The sequence below is a fragment of the Streptomyces sp. NPDC006872 genome, assembly GCF_040635845.1.
Taxonomy (GTDB): Bacteria; Actinomycetota; Actinomycetes; order Streptomycetales; family Streptomycetaceae; genus Streptomyces.
On sequence record NZ_JBEYIL010000012.1, the window covers coordinates 1 to 17,542 of the forward strand.

19 protein-coding genes and 2 pseudogenes are annotated in these 17,542 nt (G+C 69.7%); 4 read left to right on the forward strand and 17 right to left on the reverse strand.

Going from position 1 to position 17,542, the window contains the following annotated elements; genetic code table 11:
- Positions 1-328: 328 nt before the first annotated feature.
- From ABZ725_RS31670 to ABZ725_RS31680, 3 genes are all read left to right on the forward strand, one after another.
- The gene (locus tag ABZ725_RS31670; RefSeq protein ID WP_358805922.1) at positions 329-940 is read left to right on the forward strand and encodes a hypothetical protein; all 612 of its coding nucleotides are present in this window, start codon (positions 329-331) and stop codon (positions 938-940) included.
- Positions 941-1,091: 151 nt separating this feature from the next.
- Positions 1,092-2,798 carry an ISL3 family transposase gene (locus tag ABZ725_RS31675; protein WP_358805923.1) on the forward strand — a complete coding sequence of 569 codons (1,707 nt, stop codon included), beginning with the start codon at positions 1,092-1,094 and terminating at the stop codon, positions 2,796-2,798.
- Positions 2,799-2,864: 66 nt separating this feature from the next.
- A complete protein-coding gene (locus tag ABZ725_RS31680; RefSeq protein ID WP_358806208.1) occupies positions 2,865-3,152 on the forward strand; it encodes a hypothetical protein in 288 nt (95 codons plus the stop codon).
- A 23-nt stretch (positions 3,153-3,175) separates the two neighbouring features.
- On the opposite strand, the pseudogene ABZ725_RS31685 reads toward ABZ725_RS31680, so the two are convergent.
- The 5 genes and pseudogenes from ABZ725_RS31685 to ABZ725_RS31705 form a co-directional block, all read right to left on the reverse strand.
- Positions 3,176-4,596, reverse strand: a pseudogene (locus ABZ725_RS31685) (NF041680 family putative transposase).
- Positions 4,597-5,088: 492 nt separating this feature from the next.
- Positions 5,089-6,471, reverse strand: a complete 1,383-nt coding sequence (locus tag ABZ725_RS31690) for a DUF317 domain-containing protein (protein ID WP_358805924.1) — start codon at positions 6,469-6,471, stop codon at positions 5,089-5,091.
- A gap of 62 nt (positions 6,472-6,533) precedes the next feature.
- On the reverse strand, positions 6,534-7,658 hold the full coding sequence (locus tag ABZ725_RS31695; protein WP_358805925.1) for a DnaB-like helicase N-terminal domain-containing protein: 1,125 nt from the start codon (positions 7,656-7,658) through the stop codon (positions 6,534-6,536).
- Positions 7,658-8,917, reverse strand: coding sequence for a DNA cytosine methyltransferase (locus ABZ725_RS31700; protein ID WP_358806209.1), 1,260 nt, complete (start codon positions 8,915-8,917; stop codon positions 7,658-7,660). The genes ABZ725_RS31695 and ABZ725_RS31700 overlap by 1 nt, the downstream gene beginning before the upstream one ends.
- Positions 8,918-8,922: 5 nt before the next feature.
- The gene (locus ABZ725_RS31705; protein ID WP_358805926.1) at positions 8,923-9,210 is read right to left on the reverse strand and encodes a hypothetical protein; all 288 of its coding nucleotides are present in this window, start codon (positions 9,208-9,210) and stop codon (positions 8,923-8,925) included.
- Positions 9,211-9,392: 182 nt separating this feature from the next.
- Here ABZ725_RS31705 and ABZ725_RS31710 point away from each other — a divergent pair, with 182 nt between their 5' ends.
- The gene (locus ABZ725_RS31710; protein ID WP_358805927.1) at positions 9,393-9,878 is read left to right on the forward strand and encodes an NUDIX domain-containing protein; all 486 of its coding nucleotides are present in this window, start codon (positions 9,393-9,395) and stop codon (positions 9,876-9,878) included.
- A gap of 77 nt (positions 9,879-9,955) precedes the next feature.
- Here ABZ725_RS31710 and ABZ725_RS31715 read toward each other — a convergent pair whose 3' ends face one another.
- The 12 genes and pseudogenes from ABZ725_RS31715 to ABZ725_RS31770 all read right to left on the reverse strand — a co-directional run bounded on the left by ABZ725_RS31715 (position 9,956) and on the right by ABZ725_RS31770 (position 17,529).
- Positions 9,956-10,261 (reverse strand): hypothetical protein, encoded by a 306-nt coding sequence (locus ABZ725_RS31715; RefSeq protein WP_358805928.1) that lies wholly within the window; start codon positions 10,259-10,261, stop codon positions 9,956-9,958.
- A gap of 57 nt (positions 10,262-10,318) precedes the next feature.
- The gene (locus ABZ725_RS31720; RefSeq protein ID WP_358805929.1) at positions 10,319-12,118 is read right to left on the reverse strand and encodes a TraM recognition domain-containing protein; all 1,800 of its coding nucleotides are present in this window, start codon (positions 12,116-12,118) and stop codon (positions 10,319-10,321) included.
- A gap of 33 nt (positions 12,119-12,151) precedes the next feature.
- Positions 12,152-12,922, reverse strand: coding sequence for a DUF317 domain-containing protein (locus ABZ725_RS31725; protein WP_358805930.1), 771 nt, complete (start codon positions 12,920-12,922; stop codon positions 12,152-12,154).
- A gap of 5 nt (positions 12,923-12,927) precedes the next feature.
- Positions 12,928-13,521 carry a hypothetical protein gene (locus ABZ725_RS31730; RefSeq protein WP_358805931.1) on the reverse strand — a complete coding sequence of 198 codons (594 nt, stop codon included), beginning with the start codon at positions 13,519-13,521 and terminating at the stop codon, positions 12,928-12,930.
- Positions 13,522-13,538: 17 nt separating this feature from the next.
- A complete protein-coding gene (locus ABZ725_RS31735; RefSeq protein WP_358805932.1) occupies positions 13,539-13,769 on the reverse strand; it encodes a hypothetical protein in 231 nt (76 codons plus the stop codon).
- Between the two features lie 291 nt (positions 13,770-14,060).
- Positions 14,061-14,216: pseudogene (locus ABZ725_RS31740) on the reverse strand (DUF317 domain-containing protein); the annotation flags it as partial.
- Positions 14,217-14,237: 21 nt separating this feature from the next.
- Positions 14,238-14,405, reverse strand: a complete 168-nt coding sequence (locus tag ABZ725_RS31745; protein ID WP_358805933.1) for a hypothetical protein — start codon at positions 14,403-14,405, stop codon at positions 14,238-14,240.
- A complete protein-coding gene (locus ABZ725_RS31750) occupies positions 14,396-14,776 on the reverse strand; it encodes a hypothetical protein (RefSeq protein WP_358805934.1) in 381 nt (126 codons plus the stop codon). Before ABZ725_RS31750 ends, ABZ725_RS31745 begins: the two co-directional genes overlap by 10 nt.
- Before the next feature lie 58 nt (positions 14,777-14,834).
- On the reverse strand, positions 14,835-15,650 hold the full coding sequence (locus ABZ725_RS31755) for a DUF317 domain-containing protein (RefSeq protein WP_358805935.1): 816 nt from the start codon (positions 15,648-15,650) through the stop codon (positions 14,835-14,837).
- Positions 15,647-16,036, reverse strand: a complete 390-nt coding sequence (locus ABZ725_RS31760) for a hypothetical protein (RefSeq protein ID WP_358805936.1) — start codon at positions 16,034-16,036, stop codon at positions 15,647-15,649. The genes ABZ725_RS31755 and ABZ725_RS31760 overlap by 4 nt, the downstream gene beginning before the upstream one ends.
- Positions 16,037-16,307: 271 nt before the next feature.
- Positions 16,308-17,084 (reverse strand): DUF317 domain-containing protein, encoded by a 777-nt coding sequence (locus ABZ725_RS31765; RefSeq protein WP_358805937.1) that lies wholly within the window; start codon positions 17,082-17,084, stop codon positions 16,308-16,310.
- 43 nt (positions 17,085-17,127) lie between these two features.
- A complete protein-coding gene (locus ABZ725_RS31770; protein WP_358805938.1) occupies positions 17,128-17,529 on the reverse strand; it encodes a hypothetical protein in 402 nt (133 codons plus the stop codon).
- Between the last annotated feature and the right edge of the window lie 13 nt (positions 17,530-17,542).

Consider the following 17,542-nt stretch of genomic DNA (forward strand, 5'->3'; position numbering starts at 1 on the left):
TGACTGCGTCCTCCCGCAACAGCGTGTTCTATCAGCAGTTCCTGCAACTGATCGAGGACGCCAACCCGGACGGGGAAATCTGGATCGTCACCGACTGGCGTTAACGGTTTGAACTGGGCTCTGGCACAGATCTTGGGGAGTGGTCGCAAAGCGTCACCACGTCTCCCGTCTCAAGCGATCTGGTCCCGGGGCGGGGCGGGGAAGCTACGCGGGCTGTATCCCCGCGCTCAGAGCCAGGGAGCCTCGCCCGATGCGTTGTCGCTGGTGGATGCAATGATCGCCGTTGCTGGCGTGAGCACGCTGGTTTCACGACTCGGGGATGGCTCATATGGACACGTGGCAGGAGCTTTCAGCGCTGGTGGAGGAGCGGCTGAAGGCCATCTCGCCTGGGGAACGCGGCGTGTTTGCCGCTGGTGTCGCGGAACGGCTCATGAGCTGGCACGAGGGACTACCCGCTGACGAGCGGGCGCCGTTCACCGTGGGCCTTCGTCCCCTGTTGAACTCCCTGTGGGAGGGCGTTCTCGGTGACTCAACGGCCTTCTCGGCGGTGAAGCGCGGTGTCGCCGAGTACATGCTCAGCGAGTACTGCCATAACGACGGCCAGGACGGGCCCGATGATGCAGATGAGTCTGCCGCAGCGGCGACGCTGTATGCCGCGCACGCCTATCTGTTCGGCTGCCACGCCTTCGCCAGCTGGACCAGTCGCCGGGCGGTGGAGGCCGTTGATCAACATCTTGAGTTCCTGGCTGAGCAGGAAGAAGACGAGCTCGTCCCTGATTCGGACGAAGCGCTGACCTCTGAGTTGCAGCGGCAGCTGCGGGACCTCGACCTCATTGCGAACTACTCGAAAGATCTTCGGTACTCCAGCATGGGACTGGCCATCGACACCTCGATCCGACTGCGCGTGGAGCTTCGAGCTCCTCTCTCCAACCGGGCGTGAGTGTCCGAGATGCAGGAGTGGCTCGTCGTCCGCCTGGACCACGGCCATGACCTCGCCTGGCCCGTGCTGATCCGCCGTCTCGCCCCGGCAGCTGGATCCATCCGCTCACCCCGCAATTCGAATGTGGTGGGCTGCTCGTGCGTGAGACGGCGTGCGCCGTGCCGCCGAACAGTGGTTGCTGACGCTCCATCAAGTAGGTGCGGGGCTCCGTACTTTGGAGCGGCCGTCAGTGACGGTTCCGTTCATGCAGTCCGACGCACCGTTCTGGAAAGCGCTCGTGTTCGACGGGATCGACGAGGTGGACGTCGAGCAGGTAGCCACCGCCTTCGGGACGGTCGAGATCGTGGCCAGAGGCAGCAAGGCCGGTGCGGCCTGCCCCGACTGCGGCCACTATTCCGAGCGAGTGCACGGCTCCTATCAGCGCAGACTGCGGGATCTCCCGCTCGGCGAGCGGAGTGTCGTGATCCTGCTGAAGGTCCGGTGCTTCGTCTGTGACGCGAGGGCCTGTCCTCGACGCACGTTCGTCGAACGGTTCGCGCGGCTGACCTGCCCGTACGCGCGTTTCACCACCCGGCTCGACCGCGTCTTGGTGCGTATCGGGCTCGCACTGGCCGGACGGGCCGGCGCGAGGCTGGCGGCCCAACTGGGCCTTGGTGCCGGGCGGATGACGCTCCTGCGCCGGGTGATGGCTTTGCCGGACCCGCAGTTCAGCACGCCGCGGGTCCTTGGGGTCGACGACTTCGCCACCCGCCGCGGCCACTCGTACGCCACCGTGATCACGGACGGCGAACGGCACAACCCCATCGATGTCCTGCCCGGACGCGAAGCCGCACCGCTGGCCGCCTGGCTGAGGGCACATCCAGGAGTAGAAGTGATCTGCAGGGACCGTGCGGGTGCGTATGCCGAGGGCGCCGCGCTCGGTGCCCCGGACGCACTGCAAGTCGCGGACCGGTTTCATATCCTTCAGAACCTCGGCCAGGCCGTCGAGAAGTGCGTCGCGGCGCATCGCGACTGCCTGCGCACCGCCGCCCCTCCACCGGACCGTGCTGCCACCGGCACACTGACCGGTGACAGCGAAGCGGGGCTGCCCTTCACCGTGGTGCCGACCGGCCGTCGAGCGGAGCGGATTCGGGCCCATCATGCCCTGGTCCACGGCCTGTTGAGTGAGGGTATGGGCTTGCGGGCCATCGCCCGCCACTTGGGCTGGGGACGCCATACCGTCCAGCGGTACGCACGGGCGGCCCGCTGGCAGGACATGGTCACCGGACGCCGAACTCGTTCCAGCCGCCTCGATGTGCACCAGCCCTACCTGCAACGACGCATCGCCGAAACCAGTGGCACGATCACCATCAGGGAACTGCGCGAAGAACTCGCCGGCCGTGGTGACCAGGTGCCCTACAGCAGCCTGCGGGACTGGGCCCGCAGCCGCCTGGAATGGCCCGACGCACCCGCTCCGGCCGCCGCGGGGCCGTCCGTACGGACCGTCGTCGGCTGGATAACCCGCCACCCCGACACCCTCACCGAAGAGGAAACCACCCAGCTCAAGGCCGTTCTCGACGCCTGCCCCGAGCTGGATCAAACCCACGAACTCGTACGTGACTTCGCCCAGATGCTCGCCCGACGCACCGGCGCTGACCTGCCGGACTGGATCAGCTCCGCCCGCGCCACACGGCTGCCCGGGATCACCGGATTCGCTCACGGACTCACCACCGACCTGGAAGCCGTGATTGCCGGACTCACCGTGCACTGGAGCTCCGGCGGTACCGAAGGCGCCGTGAACAGGGTGAAAAAGATCAAAAGGCAGCTCTACGGACGGGCCGGATTCGAACTGCTTCGCAAGATGATCCTGCTCCAGTGACGCTCTGCGACCACTCCCCAAGATCTGTGCCAGAGCCCAACCGAAGCCGTTAACGCCACCGACAACCTGTCCAGTCATAACAACGCGTCCACCCGGACCTGGCTCGAGGACCATCCCCGCATCCACCATGCCTTCATCCCTGTGGGCGCCTGCTGGCTCAACCTGCAGGAAGGCTGGTGGCGCATCTTCCGCAAGGCCGCCCTGGCCGGCCGGTCATTCGCCAACCGCGACGACATCGAATACGCCACCACCCTGGCGACCGACCAGCTCAACGCCCTTGCCAACCCCTGGATCTGGGGCAGACCCGCACCGCCGACCCGCCGACTGCGGCGCCGGTATGTATACACCGTTTGAGGAACCCAGCACTAGCTTGATCTTTAACCTGTGCGGCGTGGGCGTGGTGTGGTTGACGTCTTCGTTCGTTGTTTCGCCGCCGGTGTTTTGCGGGGTGTGTGGACGTCGTGGCGGGGTGTGGGTCGGGTGTTCTTTCGGCCTGGGGGTCGTCCGGGGCCGGGTCGGAAGGGTTTCGGCGCTTGGGCCGGGCAGGCAGTCTTCGGGCGGATGTGCCGGAAGTCGCGGCGGACCCGGGCGGGGGTGAGCCGTTCCGGTGAGACGGGTCTTTCCCAGGGGTGGCGTAGGTCGGCTGCGAGCGGGCGGGCGAGCCGCAGTTGGGTGTAGGCGGCGAGGATCAGCCAGGTCCATCGGTCGGCTGCCTCGGGGGTGCGGATCTTCGGTGAGGTCCAGCCGAGGGTCTGTTTGAAGAGGCGGAAGGTGTGCTCGATGTCGAAGCGTCGCAGGTATGCCTGCCAAAGTCGGTCGGCGTCTGACGCAGTGGCGTCGGTGCCTGACCACCACAGCCAGACCGGCTTCGGTGTTGCTCCGCTGGGCAGGCGGTCGATGTCCAGACGGATCACCGTCCCTTCGACGATGGGGAGGGTGCCGTCGGCCGTGGCCCAGGAGGAGCGGTGGGTCAGTTTGGGGTGCAGCCGGTCCCAGGAGCGGGCCTGGGCGGTGCCGTAGAGGCGGGTGTCGGTGACAGTTTCGGTGTCCGGGGTGCCCCAGGTGCCGGGCTGCCCGAAGACGAACTCGCCGCCGTGCCGGGGCGGGCGGCCCTGGGTGTGCGGCAGCCGGGGTGGGACGGCCCTGCGCAGGACGCGGTCCGAGCGCATCCGGGCCAGCACCTGGACCGGCAGGTCTTTGAGGAGGAAGCCGAGGCGGGGTGCGTCGTATCCGGCGTCCGCGACGATGAGGACGTCGGGGTCGCCGGTCTGCCACTGCACCGCTGCGATCAGTCGCTGAAGCAGATCGCGCAGTTGGCGGGAGGTGACCGTGGCGGTGTCGTCGTCAGGTGTCAGACGCAGGGCGTCCAGCGGTGCGGTCCATGAGCTGCGGCCCGGCTCCAGTGCGCAGATGATCGAGTAGGGCCAGCCGGGGACGGGGATGTGCTGGTCCTTGCCCCGGCCGTAGGTGTGGCACAGGATCCGCTGCGGCGAGTGTGGGCGTCGGGCCGCAGCCAGCAGGTGACGTCGACGGCCAGGACCAGCCGGCCGTCGGCAGCCCGCGGCAGTGGCGCTTCGGCCAGGGCCCGCTGCAGCCGGCCTGCATCGATGCGGCCACGGGCCACTGCGGCGTAGAGCCCGCCATGGCCGCGGCGGTGTTCACCCACCAGCGACAGCTCGGCCAGCGACCTCACCGGCCCGTCGCCGCACAGAACGGCATCAGCCAGCTCGAACAGCGCGTCCGAACGAGCGGTCAGGCAGGAGTAGAACTCGCCCCGGAAGCATGACAGTTGTGCCAACGCCTCGATTGGGCGTCGTGATGCAGCAGACTCATCCTCACGGCCTTCGTTCTGAATGTGTGTGTTCCTTGGTCGGAGCACATGTTCAGACGAAGGCCGCCTCCATGTACGGCAGTTACCGGACCGAGTGATCAAGTTCGACGGGTCATTCGACGCCGGACGTTAAAGATCAAGCTAGGGCCGTACCTCCGGTGCGCGGCTTTCTACGGACGACAGTTGAGTGGGGGCGCTGCGGATGAGGTCCATAGACGGTGCTGAACTGTTTGCCGCGGCTTGAAGTGGCGGTGACAGACCCACGAACGACGTCACCGCCACTTGAAGGGCCGGACGCCCGGCACGTCGCGAAGCAGCACCGAAATATCGACACTGTCGGTGTAGTCGGGGGCCGGGCGGTCGCGTGCGCGGGAATCATGGACCGCCACTCTGGCAGCGCCTCCGAACGCCAACGTCTGTTGTGGCTACGTGGTTTGACAAGGGCTCGGACGGTGACGATCAGGCGCGCGGCCAGCTGGTCTGGGTAGAAACGGCTGCTGACGCCGGCCTGGGAGGAGCGGGCGTCGGAGTCAGCATCGCTACTCGCGGAGTGGTAGCTGCGGGGACCTTGCGTCGTCCTTGCCCCTCCGCGAGTTCGCAGGTGAGGTCCTGCAGGACGGCCGCCGGGGTGTGCGGGGAGAAGTGGAGTGCCCAGGTTGGCTGATGGATGGTGTTGCCGCCCCATGCGGTCCAGGTCGGCAGCGGGCTGTTGGGCTTCTGGGCGGCGAAGGCGTCGAACTGGACGCCAGCGGCGTCCTCGCCTGGTGCCTCCCACCGGATCCAGCGGCCTTCGACTGTGTGCTTCCAGCCCGCGTCCGTGAGCGGCCGGGTCGCCTCGGCGATCTCCGTCTCGGAGACGCCGGTCGCAGGTCCGGCGTCCCGTACGTAGTCGGAGGCCAGGGAGTTGAGCAGGGTGCGCACGATCTCCACCGGGGTGGTGGCGGTGGCCGTGGCGTGCCAGAGGCGCTCGCTGACGGGGGATTCGTAGGCGGCGATGGTCCACTTCATGTCACGGCATTCGGCGTCGTGATCGATGAGGGCGCGCAGAGTGAGCGATTCGTGGTTGACGATGGTGGTGTTGTCACCCCAGGTGCGGTACTTCTCCCAGTCGCCGTTCTCGGTGAGGAAGTCGTTCAGTATGGCTTCGTGGTCGCCGGGGTCGGCGGCGTAGACGGGCATGCTCTCGACGGGCAGTGCGGCCGGGGCCGGCATGGTGTCGGGTGAGGTCAGGGTGGCGCGGGCTTGGGTGGTCTGGCGTTCGGTTTCGGTCATGGGGGCAGGACCGGGGCGTAGGGAGTCGCCGTGTGCGCGTTCGAATGCGGCGATGGCTTGGGCGGGGGAGTCGAAGGTGTCGGCGATTTGCCGCAGGTGGTTTTCGCCGTGGAGGTACACGCTCTTCCCGCTATCGCGGTAGGTGCCGACGGCCACGATGGTCCAGCCGTCTTCGGCGTGGGCGTGGATGATGAGCCGTCCGTGGCGGATGTCGTCGTAGATCTTCTGGGCTTCGTTGGAGACCTCGCGGATCTCGGCGCGGGTGCACCAGTGCATCGGGTAGTTCGCCCAGGTCCACTCCTCGGCGATCGCCTCGCGCAGACTGGGGGTGGTCTCGGTGGTGATCCCTTGGGCGTTCAGGGCCTGGGCGGCTCGGTCGGCCCAGTGCGGCTCTTCGTGATCAATGCGGGCCAGGACCATGGCATGTGTGTCGAGGGTCTCGAAGCCGCGGGCGGCCAGTAGTGCCTGGGCAGTGCGCTGGTGGGTGCCGGTGAGGGTGGCGGTCACGGCGCTGGAGTGGGCGGGGTGGGTGTCGAACCGGACGTGGGCGTCGAGGGGGCTGTGGGGCATGGAGGCAGGCTCGATTCAAGGCTGGGCTCGGCCCTGAGGCCAGCCGGGCCAGGTGGTTGAGGTCATCTGCGGGCGCGTGCGGCCGTGACGGCCGGCCGGTGTGACGGCCCGGCCCGGGGGCGCGACGTGGATCGTGCGGGGGTACTGGTGGCGGACGCGGGGGTGGGTGCGGTGGCGCGGTTCCAACGGGTGCGCAGGGAGTTGAGCTCGGCCAGGGCGCGGCGGCTGCCGGTGATGAGCTGGTGGGGAGTGTTCGCGGGGTCGTCGGTGTAGACGGCGATCCGGTCGGCAACCGCGCGGGCGCGGGCGAGGAGGGCACGCTGGAGGATTCTCTCGCCCCAGTACTCGGGGGAACCGGCGGGCGTGGAGACCAGGGCCATCAGGTCTTTGGGGGTGAGGGAGCCGGTGAGCAGTCCGCGGTGCTGGGCCTCGCCAAGGAGCGTGACCGGGTCGACCATGTCGCCGCGGTGGACCAGCGCCGTGATGGACTGCCAGAGCGCGGCGTGCAGCGGCAGCAGGAAGTCCGCCTCGGTCAGCCACCGCATCTGCTGGACCTCTGCCGGATAGGCGGTGGCGGTCGCCAGGAGGAGGCGCTCTTCGTCGAGGTCCTCCTCGCCGGCCTGCCGTGGGACATCCGGGGGGAGTGCGGTGCGGGGGAAGGAGCCGGGGTGCGGGGCGAACTGTTCGGCGATGGAATCCAGGACGCGGCCGATGTCGTCGGCCAGGCCGAGCGTCGCGGCTACCGGGTTGGGAAGGCCCGGGTCGGTTGCGGTGGACGCGAGGCGCTCGGCGTGCCTGCGCAGAATCCGGCGAGCGTTGTCGGTGCGGATCATCCTGGCGTAGGCCGCAGCGTGCTTGGGCTGCGGGCAGAACTGGATGAGGCCGTGGACGTAGGAGGCACTCAGGCCGCGAGCGTGAGGACGGGCGTGGTCCAGCACCGCGTTGAGCCAGGCGGCGTCCTTGGCGTGGTCGGCGGGGTCGGGCGGCGGGAGCGTGCGGATCGCGGTGAACAACGCGGCATGGGTGTGGCTGTCGAAGTGGTGGGCGATCAGCGGCTCGGTGTCGGCCAGACGCGCAGGCTCGAGGAGGAGGGCGCCGAGCAGGGCCTGCTCGGCGTAGTGCACGGGCTTCGGCGCCGGGACGCGGTCGAGGCCGTCGTCGTCATGGGGATCGGGGGTGTGGAGCATCAGGCGGCGAGGGTGAAGTCAGCAGGGTTGAAGGGCTTGTTGAGGTGCGGGGCGAGCAGGTGTGCGGCCAGGCGCGGGGGTACGGCGTTGCCGATCTGCGAGAACATCTGGCCCTTGTTGCCTTGCCACGGATAGTCGGCGGGGAAGCTCTGCAGCACGCCCGCTTCCTGGGCGGTGATCTTGATGGGCTCCGGTGCCGACCCCGCTGCCTCGACGGCGGGCTCGGCGACCCAGGTGCACTCGCTGGCTCGGTGGCCGAAGAAGAGCGTGCCGGCGGGTTCGTCGGACCGGCGGATGGTGGCGTTGGTCTGGTTGTTGCTGCGCAGTGACCACGACCAGCGGTGTGCCTCGGCTGTGAACGTGGGGGCTGGAGCGTCTGCGGGGCGGTTCTCGCGGGCGCCGTGCCGGGCGGTCCAGCCGGAGCCCTCTCGCCGGGAGGCCAGGACGATCTCGGAGCCGGGGCGAGGTGCCCAGGTGCCGCGGGCGCGGGCGTCGGTGAGGGTCTTGCGGGAGCCGGAGGGGAAGGGCTCTGGGCCTCCGCTTGGTCCGCCGCCCGCGCACACAGTGGGCACGGGCCGGTCGGTGGCGCCCCAGCCGAGAGCCTCCGCCATGGACAACCAGCGAGCGCGGCCGGGCCCGAACAGGCTTTCCGGCTCGGCCAGTTGTGCATGCGTGGGGGGTGGCGGCTCAGCGGTCCGTACCCGGGAGGCGAGCAAGATCGCCCTCCGCCTGGTCTGCGGGACACCATAGTCAGCGGCGTTGAGAATGCCGACCCACACCGAGAAGCCCCAAGCGCGCAAGATGGCCGCGTACTGCTTCCACAACGGCAGAACGTCGGGAACCTCTTCCATGACCACCCACTCGGGCTCGCCCACGGTGTTCAGGGCGTGCAGGTAGCGCATGGGCTCGGCCGCCAGGAGAGAACGTTCGTCCGCGCACGCGCCGAGCAGCTGGTCGCGGGTGTCGCGTCCGGCCGCGAGGTCGGCGACGGCCTGGTGGACGAGCGGCTGGTCGACCAGACCGAGGCGCTTGCCCGCCATGCTCCATGCCTGGCACGGAGGGGAGGCGATCAGCCCGAGGATCCGGCCGGAGAAGATCCACGTCGGATAGCGGGCGACGTCGGCGCGGATCGTCAACTGCCCCGCCATGGCCCGGGTCTTGCAGGCCCACTCGTCCCACTCCAGGCCGATGTCCCGCGCGCCGAGGACGGTGAGGGCGTGGCTCCAGCCGCCGGGCCCGGCGAACAGATCGAGGATGATCCGCCTCACGAGGCCAGTCCGAAGTCGTCCTGCACCGGCTCGTGCTCGGAGGCTCCGCGGCAGGCCCAGGGAGAGCAGCCGTCGACCACGCCGTGCTCCAGCTCCTCCACCATGGCGGCACCGTCGTCGAGTTCTTGCTGGCGCGCAGCCCACGCCGCGGCGGTGATGTGGTCGATGGGGGTTTGGCCGAGCGGGACACGGGAGCAGTGCAGGAACGCCTGGCCCAGCAGCCGGTTCCCGGAGGCGTTCGCGCGGGCGTCGCCCTGGCGGATGTCTGCGTCGAACGCGACCACGTCCGCCCATTCCGCCGGACTGCTGTCCCGGATATTCCTCCACTGCGCGTTTCCATGGAATGGACAAGTTATTGAGAATCGAGACAGGAGCGTGACCTTTCGGTGGGTGAGGGCGGGGACGCCTGGAGGCGGTCCGTCGAGGGGCGTTGCGGCGGTCTTGGACCGGCCCGTAGGGTGCTCCGATGCCTTTGCTGAACCAGCGTCACGCGGCCCGTGCGATCGTTCTGGATGGGGAGGACCGCATCCTGCTGTGCAGGTTCATGCTGTCGGAGATGGTGGTTTGGGCAGCTCCGGGAGGAGGGATCGAGGCTGGCGAGTCACCTCAGGAGGCGCTGCGCCGCGAGCTGCATGAGGAGATCGGGCTTGTGATTGACGGAACGCCGCCGCACGTGTGGCATCGGAGAGTCGTCGGGCCCGGCTATGTGAGCGGGTATGACGGCGCGATTGAGGACTACTTCCTCATCCGCACTGCTGCCTTCCGGCCGGACGGAGCGTTGTCGAGTGACGAGTTGGCCGCTGAAGGAATCACGGGTTTCCGCTGGTGGCAGCTGTCAGAGATCGCCGACTACCAAGGGTCGGACATCTTTGGGCCGCGTGATCTTGCCGGTCTGTTAGCCGGTTTGATCAAGGACGGAGTCCCCGATCGGCCACTGGAGCTTGGTCTGTAAGTCTGGTCGCCCGTTGATGACTGCACCCGTGTCAGCAGTGAGGCCGTTCGGCGCGGCTGGTTGAATTTCGGGGGGCGTCATTCGGCGTCTTCTTGCGCTGGGTGGGACATGGTGTCCATCAGCTGGGTCAGAGGTATGAAGCTGTCCGTGGTGTCGAGTTGCCTGGGTGTGGGGCCGGCTGGCGTGGGAGTGTCGGCTAGACGCTCGGCCAGGGCAGTGACCGCTTCGCGGTCTCCTTCAAGGGCTTCGCGTGCGTCGTCGGTCAGGTCGAGCCGTTCGAGCATCTGGTCGATGCCGTCCTTGACGGCCAGGAGCTGGCCCCGCGTGGACTGCTTGGGGACGTAGAACGGACAGTGTGGTGGTCGGTGAGGGCTATCGGTCATACCGGTGGCTGGGTACAGGGCGGCAGCCCGGCGGAGTGCTCGGGCGTTGGTGGGTGGTCAGGCGGCGGGGCCGTAGTCGCTTTGCTGCGGGGCGTGCTTGGCGATGGCGCGGGCGGTGATGGCCTTCGATGCGCGGGCAGAGGCGGCAGTCAGTGCGTCGGCGTCGGGTTCCGTGTACCAGGGGCGCAGGTCGAGCATGGCGGCGCGCATGCCGGTGGCGAAGCACAGTGCGGTGCCCTTGGACAGGGCGCGGATCGCGTCCGCGGGCAGGATCCGTTCCTGCCGCATCGACACGGAGGTCGACTTCCCCGAGTCGGAGATGGAGGTCGAGGTGGTCTCCACGTCGTGGTCGCCGATGAGTCGGGAGAGCTTGTCGGCGAAGTCGGGATCGTCGATGCCGGAGCCGATCACCTTGACGGTGCTCGCGGACCACATGGCGTCCATGCCCGCGTCGCCCCAGACTTTCTGGCCCTGGCGGTAGGACTGCAGGATCGTGATGGGGATGATGCCGCGCGAGCCCAAGTGGCTGTACAGGTCGGGCAGATCGGAGATCTTGCAGACGTTGGCGGCCTCGTCGAGGATCGCGAGCATCGGCGGGTCGAGCCGTCCGCCGGCGCGCTCGGCCTGCGCGGTGGCCGCGCGCATGACGGAGTCCGCGCACGCCGCGATCAGGGCACTGGCGCCGCCGCCACCGTCCTTCGACAGGAGGTAAAGGGTGTCCGTGGACGAGACGAACTCCGACGGCCGGAACTCGGGCACGGCCTTCTGCGGGGTGACCCACGCCGCGATGTCGCTGTTGAGGAGGGCTGCGGCGTACTGTCGGGCGGTTTCGTAGATGCCGTCCCGGGTTTCGGGCGGTCCTTCGACGCTGCCCTTGAGCTGGGCGGCCACCGCGGTGAACTGGTGGTCGCGCAGGATGTCGAGAGGGGTGCGGTCGGCGGGGAAGGCCAGCCACTGCATGACGTCGGTGATGGGCCGTTCGTCGAGAGCCGTGGCGAGGAACAGCTGCGACAGGATGTTGCTGCCGGCCTTGGACCAGAAGTCGCCTTGCTGGCTGGCGTCCACGGAAGCGGCGAGGAAGTGGCCGGCCAGTCGGCCTGCGCCGTCGAGGGTTCTGGCGTCGGCGAGCGGGTTCCACCACATCTCCCGTTCGGCGTGGGCGATCTGCTGCGGGTCCATCGACCACGTCCGGCCGGTCCTTTGCCGTGCGTCGAGGGTGGCGGTGTAGGCGTCGCCGGCGGCCTTGTTGGAGGTCAGCAGGACGGGGCCTGGCGCGGCGAGGATTGAGGGGATCGCGAGCGAGGTGGTCTTGCCGGAGCGGGGCGCCATGATGGCGACGGCGACGTCCTCGTACCCCATGCGGACCTCGTGGCGGCTGCCCTGGAGGTTGCCGAGGAGGATGCCGGTGTCGGCGGCATCGATGTGCTTGGTGTCCTTCAGGCTGGGGCGCAGGGAGCGGGCCTTGGCGGTGATCGCCCGGGCCATCAGCGGCTCGATGTCCTTCGCCTTGGCCATGCCGGCGATCTTCTTCTTCCGGCCGCTGCCGGAGTTCTTGTGTCGTGACCAGACGACTGCGGCGGTGAGGACGAGGGCGATCATCACGGTGACGGGGATGATGCGGGCACCGATGAGCAGGGTCGTTTCTCCGGCGGTGGGCCAGAGCTGGTCGGGGTGCAGGAGGGCGTTGATGGGCTGGTACGGCGCCCAGGGGCCGGAGTGGGTGGCCCAGGTGGCGAGGTTGCCGCACAGCCAGGCGAGGTTGGACAGGGGGACGGCGATCGCGAGGGCGCCGAGGAGCACCTTGAAGGCGAGGTCGTAGCCGTCGCTGCTGGAGGAGGCGGGGGTGGCGTGGGGCAAGGGCGGGATTCCGGAGTGAGGGGTGTGGCCGGGTCAGCGCGTACGGCGTGGTGGCGGCTGCGGCCGGCGCGGCGGCAGCGAGGGCGCGCCACGCCGGCGGCGGGCGGCGAGGTCCTGGACGCGCTGCTCCAGTGGATCCAGCCCGCCCGGCGGGCCCGTCGGCGCGGGGGCCGTCTGGAGGTGGGGACGGGCCTGGAAGGGGAGGGCGAGCGGGTCGCGGCGCAGCGGTGCGGGGTCGGTGAGGGCGCTGGTGAAGGCGGCGACCAGGTAGAGCGGGGTGTCGGCGCCGAGGTGGGCGTGCCAGATCACCGTGTCGGGGTCGCCGGGCAGGGAGGTGGTGACGAACCAGCTGCCCTGCCCCTGGCCGGCGCGCTCGACACGGACGGGGCTGTCGGGGGACGAGGCCGAGACGTCGGAGTGTTCCAGCCAGCCGGCCGCGTACAGGATCTCGAAGGGATCGCTCACCGCCGCTGCGTCGGGGGAGGGCTCGGTGAGGGCGTCGGTGAACGTGGCGAGGATCTCCACCGGGATGCGCGCCCCGAACCTGGCGTACCAGGCGGGTTGTTCGTCGGTGGGGGCGTGGAGGATCGTCCACCACGGCTCGTCCGGGTCCGGGTACAGGCTCAATTCGGCCTGCTGGTCGGGCCGGACCAGATGGACGATCGGGGAGAGCGGAGTGTGGTCGTAGCGCCACTCGCTGGCCTGGTGGAGGGCCACGGTGACCCAGCGCGGGTCCCCGCCCCCGGCCAGGCAGGGCGGGGTGACGAGGAGTTCGTCGGCCGCATCGTGAGGCAGGAAACGCATGCGGCTCACCTCCGTGCCACGGGCGCCGCAGCAGCGGAGGCCGTCGGAGCGGGTCGAGGCGCGACGGCCTCCAGACGAGGCGGGGTGCGTTGGGTCGTCGAGTGGATGGCGAGGATCACGGGGGCGTGCAGGGTCAGTTCGCTGAGTGCGTGCCATGCTTCGGCGTTGCGGGCGTCGATGAGGTCGTCGTACGCCTCTGTCCCAGGCCGGGCGGAGGGCGGCAGGTCGTCGAGGCGGGCGCGGTAGTCCTTTTCGAAGGCGTCGAGCTGGTCGAGGGCGTCTTCGGCGCTCGCCAGGTGCCACGGCCAGTGGGACTGGACGGCCCGGGAGGGGAGCTGCTGGAGCTGGACTTCGGCGGTGGAGACAAGCTCGCGGGCGAAGGGGCGGATCTGTGCGGCGGCGTTCCAGGTGTCGGCGTCGCGGCGGGCGGCGCGCCGCCCGTAGGTCTCGTCGTCGTACGGCCAGCTGTCGGGGTCGGTGTGCTGGTCGGAGTAGGCGTCCCACGCGGCCAGGATCTGTTCGCCGGTGTGGAGGAACGCGGCGAGCTGGTCGAGGCGCTGCTGATGGATGACGCTCGGAGGGGAGGGTGGGGAGGGCACAGGGGGTCTTTCATCAGTCATCGGGTGCGAGCCGCCGAGGAGTTGGAGGCGCCGACGTGAGCCGGGGAGGGGGCGGTGTCCAGTCGCTGACGGCGTCGAGGGGCGCGGGCCTGGGCCTGGATGTGCTTGAGGCGCTGCTGGTGAGCGTCGGCGACATCCGTGCCGGTCCGGCTGGTTCGCTCGTGCTGGACGTCGTGGTGCCAGTTGTGCCGGCCCCAGCCGCGCAGCAGCGGTTCGGCGCTGGTCAAGGCGGCGACGAAGCCGGCGATGGCCTGCGCGGGGGCGTGTCCGTCGAGCCAGCCGCTCCAGACCGGGCGACCGTCGAAAGCGGACTCGGCGGCGTCGGCGGGGTACTCCCGGGTGCGGATCCGCCAGGAGAACGAGGAGGAGATCTCGTCGTCGTAGGGGCGGCTGTATTCAACGACCGCCCGCCGGTCGAGCGAGCGGGCCTCGAAGCCGGTTCCGTTCTCGCTCGGGGTGACGTTCCAGCCCGCTGTGCGGAAGAGGTCCCACGGATCGGGCGGGTTCGCAGGGGCAGGAGTGAGGAGCGTGTCGGTGAGTCCGGCCAGGATCTCGGCCGGGACCTGCCGGGTGAACGAGGCATACCAACTACGGGAGTTGGGCGGCTCGACCGTGAGGCGCCACCAGCTGCCGGACGGGTTGAACTGGGGTGCGGCTTGCAGCCGGGCGTGCAGGTCGGGGCTGGTGACCTCGGTCTAGGGGGAAGCCGGGTCGGAGGTGATGGTCCAGCCGGCGGCGAGCAGGGCGTGGGTGACGTGGCGGGCGTCACCGGGACCCGCGAGGTGCCGGGGACTGGTGGAATGCGGGATCGTCGACTCGTGGTCGCGTCGGAAGCCGGCCAACTGTCGCTCGGTCACCGGCATGTACCGCTCCCCCCGCCATCGCCGTGCACGGTACGGATCGGGGCCGGTCCCAGCAGGCTCAGTGTCTTGCTGAGCGGGTTGCGCAGCTGATCGACGGCCGTGGCGGCATCGAGATACTCGCGCACCAGGTCGGTCACGGTCGCGTCCCACGGGACGTCGGCGTGCTGGGCCAGGAGCCGGGAGACCTCACGCAGGACCTGGGCGACGGTGTCGATGAGGGCGGGGGCGGCGTGGACGAGCGGGCCGAGCAGAGCGGCGGCTTCGGTGTTCTCCGGGCCGGTGCACAGATGGTCGGTGAGCCGGTCCAGGCTGTGGACAGCCCTGTGGATATCTTCGGCGGTGAGGGCGTCGTCAAAGGTCAGGTCGGTCATAACTTCCTCGTGCGTGGGGGTGGGAAACGGGCGCCTGGCGAGGGCTGCCCGAGGCGGGTCAGCGGCGTCGGCCACCGGCGGTGGCGTACGGGCCTGCGGTCCGGGACGGCTTGCGGGCGCCGGTGGTGGCGAAGCGGGCCCAGGTAGCGGCGCGGGCGGCGGTGATACGGGCCTGCTGCCAGGCGGAGAGCTGGGAGGGCAGCACCGAGACGGACGTGGTGCGCACCCGGCTCGTGGGCGGGACATGTCCGCGCGGTCGCATCACCGGCTGCGGGTCGGCCAGCGCCGTGGCGAATGCCTCGATGAGTTGCAGCGGGGTGGTGGGAGTGAACACCGCGTCCCAGGTCTGCCCGTGTTCCGCGCGGGCCCCGGCCCACCACAGGTCCTGGCCACGCTCGCTGGGACGGTACTGCAGCCAGGTGTCCCGGCCGGGATGGACGGCGGTGAACGACTGGTCCTCGCTGCGCTCACTGGTCCAGCCCTGTTGCTCCAGCGGAGCCCAGGCGTTGGGCGCGTGTGCGGAGCGGGGGCGGGTGAGGGCGTCGGTGACGCCGGCCACGATCTCCACCGGGGTCTGCCGGCCGAAGGTGGCATGCCACGCCGGCTGAGCACCGGCGGCCTTGCCGGAGATGGTCCAGCCGCCAGGCTGCGTGTGCGGGTCATAGCCGATACGGATCGTGCGGTCGGGGCTGTCGAAGACGAACGGGCCGCCTTGGCGGGAGGAGTCCTTCCAGCCGGAGGCGCGCAGGAACTCGGTGACGTGGCCGAGGTTGCCGCCGCCGGCGAGATGACGGGGTTCGATGAGGTAGTGCTGCTCGGCCTGTTCGCCTCCGGCGCGTGGTGTGCGCCAGCCGGTCCACTGTTTCCTGCTCACCGGCGTCTCCTCACGACCATGGCGGTCGGCACCGGCTTCGGCGCCGTTGTGGGAGCTGGTGCCACGGCGCTGGCGAGGGCGTCGAGGGCTTCGGTGTGTTCGTCGAGGTCGAGGCCGATGTCGTGGAGTTCGTTGGCGGCGCGGCCGACAGCGAGCCAGACCTCGGGCGGGAGGATGCCTTGCTCGGAGGTGCGTTTGGCGAACTGGGAGCCGGTGGCCATCAGTTGGGTGAAGTGGCCGAGGATGCCGACGTCGCGGTCGAGGACGGTGGCGAGGATGTGGGCGGCCTCGCGCGGTGGGGCGAGCGCGAGCTGCCTGGTGAGCTGGCCGAGCTGTTTGGCGATCGCGCGGGCGTGGGGGACTGAGTGGAGGGTCGGGTCGGTCACGTGCCTCCTGGAGGCAGACGGGTGGGGTCAGGTGTGGTGGCCGAGGCGCCGGTATTCATCCAGCGCGGCCTCGGGCCGCCCTCCGGCAAGCTGATGGGCCTGGGCGGGGGCGCGCACGATGCAGGCGCGCAGGTAGCGGCGGAAGAGGAAGACGGCCAGACGAGGCCGGCGCTCGACGGTGATCGGTGGTGGCGTGGGGCGAGGGGAGGTGCGGGGTACGGAAATCTCCTGAAAGTGGTGGTGCGGTGCACGTCGACGAGAGGGGTGAGGCTCACCGCGTGCGGGTGGCCTGCGTGCGTCCGATGGGGTTCGGCGGCGGTGTGGCGGGGCTCGGTCCGGTGACGTGGCGGCTGCGGACGTCGGCGATCCGGGCCTTGAGCAGCGCCTGCTCGTCTTCATACGTGTGTGGTGTCGGGGTGAGACGGGTGTAGGGCCCGCAGCCGTACAGCGGTGTTCCGATGGCCATTCGCGGCAGCGGATCGTCGCTGGCGAGGCTGCGGGTGAACGCGGTGACGATGCCGGGCGGCGTGTGAGTGCTGAAGGTGGCTGTCCACCAGCGGTACCCGTTGGCGGTGCAGGTGGCGCGCCAGGGTCTTGGTGCGCTGGGGTGAGCGGGTTCCTCGGTGAAGTGGACCAGGCCGTCCGGTGACACGGCCGAGGCCCCGGGACCGGTGGCCTGCTCGGTCCAGCCCGCTGTACGCAACGGGTCGAGGACCGCCCGGTCGCCGGTGGGCGGCGGCTGGAGCAGGGCGTTGACCATGGCGGTGATGTACTCGACGGGTATGTGCGCGCCGAGGAGCGCTGCCCAGTCCTGCCCGTCAGGGGAGGTGGAGTGCAGGGTCCAGGTCCAGTCCGCGCGTCGGTTGAGGATGACGTGGAGGCGTCCGTCGGGGCTGGCCAGGGCGGTGTGCTGGTCGATCGTGGACACGTTGCGCCAGCCGTGGCCGTGCAGCAGCAGCTCGGTCAGGTGTTCCCAGTCGCCGCCGCCGGCGAGGTAGCCGGGCGAGGCCAGGACATACGGGACGGCCTGCGGCGGACGTTGGGGCACCGGGGCGTGGACTCCTGTGGGACGGGCCGAGGGCCGGGGTGATTCAGCCACGCGTATGGCGGGGCCGGGCGGTCGCCGCGGGCGAGGCGGTGGCCGGTGCCGCTCGCTGGGTGCGGAGTTCGTCCGTGGCGCTGAGGTGGGTGGCTTGGTCGAAGAGGTAGTCGGGGATGTGGACGACGTATCCGGCCGCGAGCAGTGGGGGGACGGCGAGGGTGGCCAGTCGCTTCTTCTCGTCCTCGCTGAGGTGGCTCGGGGCCTCGTGCCAGGCGTAGGTCGGGCCCGCGGTGCCTGCGGGCGAGACGGTCTTGCGTTCGAAGCTGAGCCGGTCGAGCAGGGCGAGGAGTTGTTCGGGGGCGCCGGTGGGGGTGTCGGCGTGGACGGTGTCGGTCAGGGGCTTGCGGTAGATCTCGACGTCGGTGCCTTCGTCGTCGGCACGGTTACCCATCGGGTGGATGCTT

Bases quoted from the DNA above. Each gene is read 5' to 3' on its own strand.
- ABZ725_RS31670 (WP_358805922.1), top strand. From the start codon at position 329: ATGGACACGTGGCAGGAGCTTTCAGCGCTGGTGGAGGAGCGGCTGAAG.
- ABZ725_RS31690 (WP_358805924.1), bottom strand. From the start codon at position 6,471: ATGCCCCACAGCCCCCTCGACGCCCACGTCCGGTTCGACACCCACCCC.
- ABZ725_RS31695 (WP_358805925.1), bottom strand. From the start codon at position 7,658: ATGCTCCACACCCCCGATCCCCATGACGACGACGGCCTCGACCGCGTC.
- ABZ725_RS31710 (WP_358805927.1), top strand. From the start codon at position 9,393: ATGCCTTTGCTGAACCAGCGTCACGCGGCCCGTGCGATCGTTCTGGAT.
- ABZ725_RS31715 (WP_358805928.1), bottom strand. From the start codon at position 10,261: ATGACCGATAGCCCTCACCGACCACCACACTGTCCGTTCTACGTCCCC.
- ABZ725_RS31725 (WP_358805930.1), bottom strand. From the start codon at position 12,922: ATGCGTTTCCTGCCTCACGATGCGGCCGACGAACTCCTCGTCACCCCG.
- ABZ725_RS31745 (WP_358805933.1), bottom strand. From the start codon at position 14,405: ATGCCGGTGACCGAGCGACAGTTGGCCGGCTTCCGACGCGACCACGAG.
- ABZ725_RS31750 (WP_358805934.1), bottom strand. From the start codon at position 14,776: ATGACCGACCTGACCTTTGACGACGCCCTCACCGCCGAAGATATCCAC.
- ABZ725_RS31770 (WP_358805938.1), bottom strand. From the start codon at position 17,529: ATGGGTAACCGTGCCGACGACGAAGGCACCGACGTCGAGATCTACCGC.